Source organism: Yersinia sp. LJYL362, from assembly GCF_048323875.1.
The window spans coordinates 1-12133 of record NZ_JBLWEX010000156.1 but is presented as its reverse complement, the minus strand read 5'-3'; the positions used below and the strand labels follow the sequence as shown (position 1 = coordinate 12133).

The following is a 12133-nucleotide window of genomic DNA, read 5'->3' as shown; positions in this document are numbered from 1 at the left end:
CTCTTGAACGCCTGAAAAATGGTCGTTTAGATATTCTGATTGCAACTGATGTTGCGGCTCGTGGTTTGGACGTTGAGCGCATCAGCCTGGTAGTAAACTATGATATCCCTATGGATTCAGAGTCTTATGTCCACCGTATCGGTCGTACCGGTCGTGCAGGTCGTGCAGGTCGTGCATTACTGTTCGTTGATAGACGTGAACGTCGTCTGTTGCAGAACATTGAACGTACTATGAAGATGACTATCCCACCAGTCCAATTGCCAAACGCTGAATTACTGGGCGAACGTCGCTTAGCCAAATTTGCGGCTAAAGTTGGCCAACAACTGGAAAGCAGTGATTTGGATATGTACCGTGGGTTGCTGGCGAAGCTGCAACCAGAAGAAGGGTTTGATATTGAAACTCTGGCTGCTGCACTGCTGAAAATGGCACAGGGCGAACGTCCTCTGATCTTGCCTCCAGAAGCACCACGTCGTCCACAGCGTGAATTCAATACTCGCGATGATCGTGGTAGCGATCGCGGTCGTGACCGTAATGACAGCCGTCGTGAACCTCGTTCTGACAGCCGTGACGGTGGCGAACGTCCAGCACGTCGCGAACGTCGTGATGTTGGTGAGATGGAACTGTACCGCATTGAAGTTGGCCGCGATGATGGTGTTGAAGTTCGTCATATCGTTGGCGCTATTGCTAACGAAGGTGATATCAGCAGCCGTTACATCGGTAACATCAAGCTGTTTGCTTCACATTCAACTATCGAACTGCCGAAAGGCATGCCGGGCGAAATGTTATCTCACTTCACTCGCACCCGTATCCTGAACAAGCCGCTGAACATGCAGCTGTTGGGTGATGCTCAGCCGCATGAACGTCGTGAACGTCCTGCTGGCGGTAACGGTGGTGGTGAGCGTCGTGGCGGTGGTGCTGGCCGTTCATTCGGTGGCGAACGCCGTGACGGTGCTGCTGGTGCTCCTCCTCGCCGTTCATTCGGTAGTGACCGTGCTCCAGCCGGTGCTGGCGAACAGCGTCGTGGCAATCGTGATGGTCAGCGCTCAGCTGCACCACGTCGTGATGATGCCGCAGCGCCTGCTGCACCTGCTCGTCGTCGTTTCGGTGACGCATAAGTCTTAGCCATCCTTGATGATTAAACATAAAAACCAGCCTTCGGGCTGGTTTTTTATGCGTATCAAACGGGCTTATTTTGCCTAATAACAAAAAATATTTGGGACGAATTTACCTAATGAAGATTGGAAATAATCTATTACTTTCAATTCTTAATCAAAATAGAAATAAAAATAATTCAGCTTATATTTTTTTATTGTAATCGGATATTTGAGTTGCATATTATTTAGCATCATAATTAATTCACAATTGATAGTCCATTTACATATGTTTTCTTTTAAATTAAGAAAGATTACATACCATTGTGATAGATTTGTTTTGCAACAAAAAACTATTTATCATAAGGATCTAAAAATGAAAGCTTATATAGTTATACCTCTTTTTTCTTTTGTTCTTACTGCATGCTCAACGCCTGTAACCTCACTAAATAATGAAGACCTTTGCGCTAAATTAGCTGAAGGGGAGTACTTTAAAAATAATTGGATTTGGGACCCGGCATTTAAAGAATATCAAGATAGAAAAACAAAAGGCACTATTTCAGTAGAGCAATGCGAGGCAACAAAAGCGCAGAATATCGCTAGTTTTGCGAAAAAAGATGCTGAAGCAGAAGTTGAGTCAGACTAGCCCAGCCTGCATAGGCAAAGAGTCGATCCCTGAAAGGAATTGATGTTTCCTTGGCAAAGTAATGCACTGTCATCGCATACAAAAACTGCCACAAACGAGTATCTTGCGATAAACCATTGTGCGAGTTATTGGTTTTATTATGATTCACTTCAGCCATCGATTTTATTTTTCTTAAAAAATGGAGCGAAACGAAAAGGGTAGGAAACCCAAAATAGAGTTTATTGGATTAGCACGTGTTTATTTTCACGACTCTGATGGCCTTTATATTATTACCTGTTTTTATCTAACAAATTCAATACACTTTTTTAGCTGAATGAAATAGTTCAATGATGAGTTTGTGATGACTTTATGGTTAAACATAAAACCAGCCCTAGAGCTGGTTTTATTATATCTCTAATTCATTGTATATAAATAGATTAGAGAGGCTCGCCTGGTTGCAAGTCTTGTTGCAGGCTGGCAACTATCTCAAATGAATATAATCTCGCTTGGTGATCAAAGATCTGGCCATTCACCATTAATTCATCAGCTTGAGTTTCTCGCAATAATGACTCAAGTCCGTGTTTGACTTGACTCTTATCACCAATAATGGATAAACGCAGCGCTTGATCAATACCAAACTGTTCGGCTGGCGAGCAGATTTTCTCCATATCTTCGACTGGCGGAGGAAGCTGCCCCGGTGTGCCACGGCGCAAATTGACAAACTGCTGCTGCATCGAGGTAAACAAGAAACGGGCATCACGCTGGCTGTCTGCGGCGACGACATTCACACACACAATCGCATAAGGTTTTGCCCATTGAGCGGAGGGTTTGAAGTTTTCGCGATACAATTTAAGCGCCTGGAATAGCATGTCTGGCGCAAAATGCGAGGCGAAAGCAAAAGGTAGCCCCATAGCCGCTGCCAGTTGCGCGCTATACAGGCTGGAACCCAGCAGCCACAGAGGAACATGCAAACCTTGACCGGGAACCGCTTGGACTGCTTGCCCAGGTTGCACCTCGGCAAAGTAGTTTTGCAGTTCGCGCACGTCAGACGGGAAGTTATCTACCTCACCGGAGAGGTGTCGGCGTAGTGCCATCATGGTGCGCTGATCAGTGCCAGGTGCCCGGCCCAGACCGAGGTCGATACGGTCTGGATACAGCGAGGCGAGGGTACCAAACTGCTCAGCTATCACTAATGGCGAATGGTTTGGCAGCATAACACCACCTGAACCGACGCGGATGGTGCTGGTGCCACCGGCAATATAGCCAATTAGCACAGAGGTCGCAGCACTGGCAATGCCGGTCATATTATGATGCTCAGCCAGCCAGTAGCGGTGATATCCCCACTTTTCAGCATGTTGAGCCAAATCCAGCGAAGCGTGAAATGCATCTCGTGGCGTCTTGCCCTGAGCTATCGGTGATAAATCGAGAACAGAAAGCGGTACAGTTTTTTTGTCAGTCATAGAATCGTCCATCTTAACCTTATGTCGAGTCGCTTGAAGGGCGAACGCACTAATCCTCTTTGTCCTTGACGTTGCAGGGTTGTTAGCTGCGCGCACTTACCCGAATCACTTACTTGTGTAAGCTCATCGGGATGTGTTTGCTGGCTGCCTACCTGCACCACCAATGACGTTGAGGATCTAACTAATTTGCTCACAGAAATGCGAGGCTATTACCCTTAGCAGCATAATCTAAATAACAGTTGCTGACGGGGTAATAAATGCGGCGATTAAAGAGCTGGTAAACCTTACCTCTCGTTGGGCTGAAATATTTTTTTTCGCAATCCTTACATAACACTGAAAAAAGCAAACAGCCGATATCCGTACAATTGCGAATGATTATTCTCATCACAATTTACGGTACAAATTTATGCGCAGTAAGATTATTTTGGCGTGTTTGGTGTTCACGCTGGCCGCTTGCGATCAAAACTCTTCACCTTCAGCTACGCCCTCACTCAAAGAGGTGGGGGTGGTGACCTTAAAAACCGAACCCGTGACATTGAGCAGCGATTTATCGGGCCGAACGGTTGCGGTGATGACATCTGAAGTCAGGCCGCAAGTCGATGGGATCATCCAGAAGCGCTTATTCACTGAAGGGGCTGAGGTCAGTGCTGGCAAAGTGTTGTATCAAATAGACCCAGCCAGTTATCAGGCGGCTTATGACACCGCAAAAGCCGCGCTGCAAAATGTTCAGGTCAGCGTAAAATCCGCCAGGCTGAAAGCCCAACGTTATGCCGCATTAGCTAAAGAGAATGGTGTATCACAGCAAGATGCTGATGATGCCCAAACCAGCTATCAGCAAGCATTGGCCAATGTGGCTGAAAAAACAGCCGCGCTGGAAGCCGCACGTATCAATTTGGCCTATACCCAAGTGCGGGCACCCATTTCAGGTCGCATCGGTATCTCCTCTGTGACGCCCGGGGCGCTGGTGACGGCTAACCAAACCACGGCATTAGCAACCATCCGTAACCTCGACCCCATTTATGTTGATTTAACTCAATCCAGTGCGCAATTACTTGCTCTACGCAAACAGCAGCAGGCCGGTAATGAAACTGTGGTGAATGCCCCTGTTCAGCTGACGTTGGAAGATGGCTCAGTTTATGCTCACAAGGGTTCGCTGCAACTGGCCGAAGTGGCCGTGGATGAAGCGACTGGCGCGGTGACTCTGCGGGCTGAATTTCCTAACCCAGAACATCAATTATTACCGGGCATGTTTGTGCGCGCCTCGGTGCGTAACAGTGTGAATAACGCTGCGATTTTAGCGCCTCAGCAAGGTATCACCCATGATGCGAAAGGCCATGCTACTGCGCTGGTCGTCAATCAACTGCAGCAAGTTGAGCGGCGTGAAGTGGTCACCGAGCGTGCCATTGATAACTACTGGCTGATTAACAGCGGGTTGGTTGCGGGTGATCGCCTGATTGTTGAGGGAACGGAAAAAGTCAGTGTCGGTGATGAAGTTAAACCGGTAGAGGTGAGCACCAGGCTGCCTGTTGTGGCTGAATCTGCCACGTCATCAACCGGGGAGAAATAATCGATGTTTGCTCGTTTCTTTATCCATCGTCCGGTTTTCGCCTGGGTCATTGCCATTGTTATCATGTTGGGCGGAGCGGTTGCGATGCAAACCTTGCCGATAGCCCAATATCCCGATGTGGCACCGCCATCCGTTTCTATTAAAGCCACTTACACCGGAGCTTCGGCTGAAACACTCGAAAACAGTGTGACACAGGTGATAGAGCAAGAACTAACGGGGTTGGATGGTTTGCTCTATTTCTCTTCCTCCAGTAGCTCTGATGGCAAGGCTAATATCGTCGCGACCTTTAAACAGGGAACCAATGCCGATACTGCACAGGTACAGGTGCAAAATAAGGTGCAGCAGGCGCTAACTCGCTTGCCAACCGAGGTGCAGTCGCAAGGGGTCACAGTGACCAAATCGCAGACAAACTTCTTGTTGATCATGGCGCTGTATGATGAAAAGGACAAACACACCGGGACGGATATTGCCGACTATATGGTCAGCAACTTGCAAGACCCACTGGCTCGTCTCGAAGGGGTGGGGAGTGTGCAAGTGTTTGGTTCGCAATATGCGATGCGGATTTGGTTAAATCCAACCAAATTGGCGGCTTACAGCCTGATGCCCAGTGATATTCAAACTGCCGTTGAAGCACAGAACACACAGGTTTCTGCTGGTAAAATCGGAGCATTACCGAGTGGCAAAGAACAGCAATTGACCGCGACGGTCATGGCGCAATCCCGCCTGAAAACACCGGAGCAATTTAACAATATTATTGTTAAAAGTGACAGCACCGGCGCGGTGGTAAGGCTGAGTGATGTGGCCCGTGTTGAGCTGGGTAATGAAGACTACAGCGTGACCACTCGTCTAAATGGTCATCCGGCCGCGGGGATCGCGGTGATGTTAGCGCCGGGTGCCAATGCGTTAGCGACCGCCGAGAGAGTCAAGGCGAAAGCAGCCGAGTTCGAGTTGAGCCTACCTGACGGCTACAAAATTGCCTATCCCAAAGACAGCACTGATTTTATTAAAGTGTCGGTCGAGGAAGTCGTCAAAACACTGATCGAAGCCATCTTGCTGGTGGTTATCGTGATGTACGTTTTCCTGCAAAATATCCGCGCTACCTTGATACCCGCGATTGCGGTTCCCGTCGTATTGCTGGGAACATTTGGCGTACTGGCAATATTTGGCTACTCAATCAATACGTTGACACTTTTTGGTATGGTGCTGTCTATCGGTTTATTGGTAGACGATGCCATTGTCGTGGTGGAAAACGTCGAGCGGGTGATGCGGGAAGATAATCTCCCACCTCGTGAAGCCACTGAGAAATCAATGGGTGAAATTTCCAGTGCATTGGTTGGGATTGCACTGGTGCTCTCGGCGGTGTTCTTGCCGATGGCTTTCTTTGGTGGTGCGACCGGGGTGATTTATCGCCAGTTTTCCATCACGATTGTATCAGCGATGGCATTGTCGGTACTGGTGGCATTGACCCTCACACCCGCACTGTGCGCCGCATTCCTTAAACCCAATCATAAGCCGCCATCAAACACGGGGTTCTTTGGCTGGTTCAACCGTCGTTATGACCGAATGCAGACGCGTTATGAAAGCATGGTCGGGAATGTTATCCATCGTTCTTTACGCTATTTACTGATTTACGCCGTGCTGATTGTGGCGATGGGCATACTGTTTATTCGTCTGCCGACCGGCTTTTTACCCACTGAAGATCAAGGTGATGTCATGGTGCAATATACCTTGCCTGCCGGGGCAACCAGTGGGCGCACTATGGAAGTTAGTAAGGCGGTAGAAAACTATTTCCTGACACAGGAAAAGGACAATACCAAAGCGATCTTCACTATCTCTGGCTTTGGGTTCAGTGGCAGCGGGCAAAATGCCGGTATGGCGTTTATTGCATTGAAAAACTGGAGTGAACGACCGGGCAGTGAAAACACCGCAACAGCCATTGCTGACCGCGCGATGAAGGCGCTATCGGTTATTCGTGACGCCCAAATTTTCAGTATGACACCGCCCGCGGTAGATGGATTGGGTCAGTCGAATGGCTTTACTTTTGAGCTACAGGCTGCTGGCGATACCAGCCGTGAGCAGTTACTTACTTTGCGCGATCAACTGATTGGCAACGCCAGTAAAGATCCTATTTTGACCTCCGTTCGCGCCAATACCTTACAACAAATGCCGCAACTACAGGTGGATATTGATAACGATAAAGCCGCAGCATTAGGTTTATCAATAAGTGATGTGAACGCCACACTGAGTGCTGCTTGGGGGGGAACCTATATCAATGATTTTATTGATCGTGGGCGGGTGAAAAAAGTGTATATGCAGGGTGATGTAGATTCCCGTTCTAAACCAGAAGATATCAATCAATGGTTCGTGCGTGGTAGCAGTGATGCCATGACATCATTTTCTGCTTTTGCGACCACACGTTGGATCTATGGCCCGGAAACCCTTTCGCGCTATAACGGGCAGGCGTCTTATGAAATTCAGGGGCAGGCAGTTTCCGGCAGCAGCTCAGGTACAGCAATGGATCGCATGGAGAAATTGGCAGCTGAATTACCCGGTACCAGTTATTCATGGAGCGGATTGTCTTATCAGGAACGATTAGCCAGTGGGCAAGCATTGTCACTGTATGCCATTTCAATCTTGGTGGTATTTCTGTGTTTGGCAGCCCTGTATGAGAGTTGGTCGGTGCCTTTCTCGGTCATGATGGTTATCCCGTTAGGGATAATTGGGGCAGTAGCCGCAGCGACATTGCGTGGTCTGGAGAATGATATCTACTTCCAGGTGGCCTTGCTGACGACACTTGGGCTGGCATCAAAAAACGCCATTTTGATTGTTGAATTTGCTGAGGCAGCCTATTTACGTGGTGAGCCATTGGTGGCAGCGGCTTTGCAGGGCGCTGCGACGCGCTTACGGCCTATCCTGATGACGTCACTGGCGTTTGTTGCTGGGGTCATGCCTCTGGCAATTTCTACTGGTGCTGGAGCCAACAGCCGTATCTCAATCGGTAGCGGTATTATTGGCGGTACCTTAACGGCGACCGCGCTGGCCGTCTTTTTCGTCCCTCTATTCTTTGTATTGATTCGTCGCGTGTTCAGCGGCAAGTCAAAAAAAAACCACTGAACATAAAGGAGTCTGAAATGTTCAGTCGCATACTGACATTATTGTTACCCGCGCTTCTGGCAGGATGTATTTCTCTCGATCCAGATTATCAACGTCCGGCAGCACCGGTTCCGGCAACGTTACCTTATTCAACCGCCAGTAGCAGCACGGCGGCAGATATTCCGTGGCAGGAAACCGTGACTGAACCTAAGTTGCGCCAAGTTATTACCCTGGCATTAGGCAGTAACCGCGATTTACGTCAGGCTATTGCCGATATCGAAGCTGCTCGTGCGCAATATGGTGTACAACGTGCCGCTCAGCTGCCAACGGTCAATGCCGGAGTAGAGGGTAGCCGCGGGCGCTCATTATCCGATACATCCGACGGCAACAATAATACGGCGATCAGTCAGAGTTATGGTGCTGAGATCAGTGTCAGTGCCTTTGAACTGGATTTATTCGGCAAAAAACGCAGTTTGTCTCGTGCTGAGTTTGAAACCTATCTGGCAACAGAAGAGGCCGCGAAAACCACGCGTATTACCTTGATTGCTGATACGGCAACCGCCTGGGTGACCTTAGCGGCTGACCAGAATCAATTATTGTTGGCCGAAGAAACGCTAAACAGTGCGGAGCAGTCGCTCAAGTTAGCGCAACTGCGGCAGAAAAATGGCGTAGCGTCACGTATTGATGTGGCCGCGATGGAAACCTTGTATCAATCAGCAAGGGCCGATGTTGCGCAATACAAAACGACCGTCGCACAGGATAAAAATGCGTTGGATTTGCTGGTGGGGCAGCCGGTACCGGCGAATTTATTACCAGCAGCGGCAGCTACCTTGCCACAGGTTATCAAAGCGGTACCTGTTGGGCTTTCCTCTGATGTGTTGTTGAACCGGCCTGATGTCTTGGCAGCTGAGCATAAATTGAAATCGGCTAACGCCAATATTGGGGCGGCTCGGGCAGCGTTTTTCCCCAGCGTGACCTTGACTGCCAGTGGCGGCGTGGGCAGCTCGGCACTGTCAACGTTGCTCAGTGAGGGGGCCGGGATTTGGTCATTTGCCCCGGCTATTACCTTACCGATATTTGACGGTGGGGCGAATCAGGCAGCACTGGATTATTCACAAGCACAGAAAAACGGTTATATCGCTGCCTATGAGAAAGCCATTCAGACCGCTTTTAAGGAAGTTGCAGATGCTCTGGCGCGTAAAGCCACCATTCAGGAGCAGTTGGCGGCCCAGCAAGCTTATGTGGCGGCAGCACAGGAAAGTTTTGAATTGGCGCAGAAACGCTATAAACAAGGAATCGATACTTATTTGAATATGCTGGATGCTCAGCGCACTTTGTATTCGGCACAAGCCAGTTTGATTACTGTGCAACAAACACAAGCTAATAATATGATTACATTATATAAAGTTCTGGGCGGCGGGATATCTGACGCCAGCAAAGACTAGTCTCTCCTTCTGCGGGTGCATAACGTACCCGCAGCTTTATCTTTAGCATTTCACCAATTTAGCACTGCTGGCTGATTTCACCAGTCAATTATTCTGATTTATTAACCGATAAATCAATTATAAAACATTTAATACTGTTTCAAGTGCTATTGGCTCTGAAAGATGTGAGCATATCGACAAATATCACATTAACCTTTCTATTTGAGTGGTTAATTTTTATTGATGATTGTCACAGATTTACTGTTGAAAAAACATTGTTCCGCAGTGCATATATACTAGTAAGTTACATATAATCTTTATTTATCAATGTCTTAATGATTGATCTGATTTTTTGTGAAATAATATACTGCTAATTGATCATGCTAGTAGATTAAAATTCAGGATAAGACTCTTTTTGTAGAATAATTTTCCATTCGTGATGAATTAATTAGGCTAAGTGAAAAAAACATTCTCTATTCCTCGGCGTAATATAGCCAAAAAATAAGAACACCTGCCCTCGGCTATTTTCCCTAGTGGGTTAAATAGCGGATAACTCGCTCTGTACATATTTATAACAATAAAACCTACTAACCAGAGATTAAGGCGAGACCGATTATGGAAACGGCAAAAAAAAATGAGAGTGTCATTTTAATTGATTCTCCGGCAGCTAAAAATGCCAATATGACTGAGAGGGAATGGCAGGAAGCTATTAAATTTGACAGCACGGATTTTGGCTGGGTAATAATGAGTATTGGGATGGCTATCGGTGCCGGGATTGTATTTTTACCGGTGCAAGTTGGGTTGATGGGATTATGGGTGTTTTTGCTTTCATCTATTATTGGTTATCCTGCCATGTATCTCTTTCAACGATTATTTATTAATACATTGGCAGAATCACCAGAATGTAAAGATTACCCGAGTGTTATCAGTGGATATTTAGGAAAAAACTGGGGGATCGTTTTAGGTGCGCTCTATTTTATTATGCTGGTCATCTGGATGTTTGTTTATTCTACTGCCATCACCAATGACAGCGCTTCCTACTTACAAACATTCGGTGTAACCGAAGGGTTATTATCCGATAATCCTTTCTATGGTTTAGTGCTAATTTGCGTGCTGGTGGCAATCTCCTCACGAGGTGAAAAACTGCTGTTCAAACTGTCGAGCTTTATGGTGATTACCAAGTTATTGGTGGTGGCTGCATTGGGTATTTCGATGGTAGGGATGTGGCACTTGTACAACGTTGGTATACTGCCACCCGTGGGTTTACTGATAAAAAATGCAATAATTACACTGCCGTTTACCCTGACGTCTATTTTGTTTATTCAAACACTCAGTCCAATGGTTATCTCATATAGAGCCAAGGAAAAATCACTGGAAGTGGCTCGTCATAAAGCCCTGCGGGCGATGAATATTGCTTTTGGTATTTTATTCTGCACGGTGTTCTTCTATGCGGTTTCCTTTACGCTGGCAATGGGACACGATGAAGCGGTTAAAGCTTATGAGCAAAACATTTCAGCGCTAGCCATCGCCGCTAAATTCTTCCCTGGCGGATGGGCAACGGTAGTCAGTGTTATTTTAAATATCTTTGCAGTAATGACGGCATTCTTTGGTGTTTATTTAGGTTTCCGCGAAGCGACACAAGGTATTGTGCTTAATATATTACGTCGAATCATGCCACCTGAAAATATTAATGAGCGCTGGGTGCAAAATGGAATCATGGTCTTTGCTGTATTACTGGCATGGGGCGCGATTATATTAAATGCACCCGTCTTGAGCTTTACTTCTATTTGTAGCCCAATATTCGGTATGGTGGGGTGTTTGATTCCTGCCTATTTAGTTTATAAAGTGCCGGCGCTACATAAATATAAAGGTCTGTCTCTGACCGTCATTATTATTACCGGCGTTTTACTGTGTATTTCTCCATTCCTGGCATTCTCTTGAAATAACGGCATCTGACATTACCTGCTGTAAATGTTTGAAGGTATTTATTATGAGTAACACAACTGATTCTGCTTTATGGACGGCGTTTATCCATGTCATTCAACGGGATGTGCAACCCGCAGTAGGGTGTACTGAACCGATCGCCTTGGCGTTGGCATCAGCCATTGCTGCTTCATATTTGCCCGCGAAAGCTGAGCGTATTGAGGCGCGGGTTTCACCAAACCTGATGAAAAATGGTATGGGTGTGACAGTGCCTGGCACCGGCATGGTGGGATTACCCATCGCCGCCGCAGTCGGAGCATTAGGCGGTGATCCTGACGGCGGGCTGGAGGTGTTGAAAAACCTCAGTTCGCAACAGGTGGCAGAGGCGAAAGCCATGCTGGAACGGGGGGATGTACGAGTCGATATGCAGGCGGGGGATGAAATCCTGTTTGCCGAAGCCACGCTACATCAGGGAGATCAATGGGCTTGTGTCACTATTGCTGGTAGCCACACTCAAGTGGTGAGAATTGTCATCAATGGCAATGTTCTGTTTGAACTGGCGCCAGAGTCCCCGTCAGAACAGGCGGCATGCCATGCTCATGATTGTCTGAAACAGGCGACGGCTCGCCAAGTTTATCAATTTGCCACTCAAGTGCCATTTGAGCAGATTGCCTTTATTTTACAGGCCGCCAAATTGAATGGGGCACTGTCGCAAGAAGGGCTAACGGGCAACTATGGCTTGCACATTGGTGCTTCACTGATGCGTCAGCGCGGGCGGGGGCTGCTGGTTAAGGATTTGCTGTCGGATATCATGATTCGCTCGGCGGCGGCATCTGATGCACGTATGGGCGGAGCGCTGTTGCCCGCGATGAGTAATTCCGGTTCTGGAAATCAGGGGATTGCCGCTACCATGCCAGTAGTGGTGGTGGCAGAACACGTCGGAGCCAGTG

General features: G+C 47.6%; 8 protein-coding genes. 7 read left to right on the top strand and 1 reads right to left on the bottom strand.

The window, feature by feature from the left end:
* Both ACNSO8_RS07395 and ACNSO8_RS07390 read left to right on the top strand, forming a co-directional pair.
* On the top strand, positions 1-1115 hold a 1115-nt coding region (locus tag ACNSO8_RS07395; RefSeq protein WP_418394262.1), incomplete at its 5' end, for a DbpA RNA binding domain-containing protein.
* Positions 1116-1467: 352 nt separating this feature from the next.
* A complete protein-coding gene (locus ACNSO8_RS07390) occupies positions 1468-1737 on the top strand; it encodes a hypothetical protein (RefSeq protein ID WP_019080685.1) in 270 nt (89 codons plus the stop codon).
* Positions 1738-2153: 416 nt separating this feature from the next.
* On the opposite strand, the gene ACNSO8_RS07385 is transcribed toward ACNSO8_RS07390, so the two are convergent.
* On the bottom strand, positions 2154-3176 hold the full coding sequence (locus tag ACNSO8_RS07385; protein ID WP_057620373.1) for a luciferase-like monooxygenase: 1023 nt from the start codon (positions 3174-3176) through the stop codon (positions 2154-2156).
* Positions 3177-3582: 406 nt separating this feature from the next.
* Between ACNSO8_RS07385 and ACNSO8_RS07380 the strand changes: the two genes are divergently transcribed.
* The 5 genes from ACNSO8_RS07380 to ACNSO8_RS07360 form a co-directional block, all read left to right on the top strand.
* Positions 3583-4743, top strand: a complete 1161-nt coding sequence (locus tag ACNSO8_RS07380; protein ID WP_418394261.1) for an efflux RND transporter periplasmic adaptor subunit — start codon at positions 3583-3585, stop codon at positions 4741-4743.
* Positions 4744-4746: 3 nt separating this feature from the next.
* Positions 4747-7857 carry an efflux RND transporter permease subunit gene (locus ACNSO8_RS07375; protein WP_418394260.1) on the top strand — a complete coding sequence of 1037 codons (3111 nt, stop codon included), beginning with the start codon at positions 4747-4749 and terminating at the stop codon, positions 7855-7857.
* Positions 7858-7874: 17 nt separating this feature from the next.
* On the top strand, positions 7875-9281 hold the full coding sequence (locus ACNSO8_RS07370) for an efflux transporter outer membrane subunit (RefSeq protein ID WP_057620367.1): 1407 nt from the start codon (positions 7875-7877) through the stop codon (positions 9279-9281).
* A gap of 594 nt (positions 9282-9875) precedes the next feature.
* On the top strand, positions 9876-11201 hold the full coding sequence (locus ACNSO8_RS07365; RefSeq protein WP_418394259.1) for a hypothetical protein: 1326 nt from the start codon (positions 9876-9878) through the stop codon (positions 11199-11201).
* A 49-nt stretch (positions 11202-11250) separates the two neighbouring features.
* On the top strand, positions 11251-12133 hold an 883-nt coding region (locus tag ACNSO8_RS07360), incomplete at its 3' end, for a serine dehydratase subunit alpha family protein (protein WP_418394258.1).

Excerpts from the sequence above, each read along its gene's own strand:
- ACNSO8_RS07375 (WP_418394260.1), top strand. The coding sequence starts at position 4,747 with ATGTTTGCTCGTTTCTTTATCCATCGTCCGGTTTTCGCCTGGGTCATT.
- ACNSO8_RS07365 (WP_418394259.1), top strand. The coding sequence starts at position 9,876 with ATGGAAACGGCAAAAAAAAATGAGAGTGTCATTTTAATTGATTCTCCG.
- ACNSO8_RS07390 (WP_019080685.1), top strand. The coding sequence starts at position 1,468 with ATGAAAGCTTATATAGTTATACCTCTTTTTTCTTTTGTTCTTACTGCA.
- ACNSO8_RS07370 (WP_057620367.1), top strand. The coding sequence starts at position 7,875 with ATGTTCAGTCGCATACTGACATTATTGTTACCCGCGCTTCTGGCAGGA.
- ACNSO8_RS07385 (WP_057620373.1), bottom strand. The coding sequence starts at position 3,176 with ATGACTGACAAAAAAACTGTACCGCTTTCTGTTCTCGATTTATCACCG.
- ACNSO8_RS07380 (WP_418394261.1), top strand. The coding sequence starts at position 3,583 with ATGCGCAGTAAGATTATTTTGGCGTGTTTGGTGTTCACGCTGGCCGCT.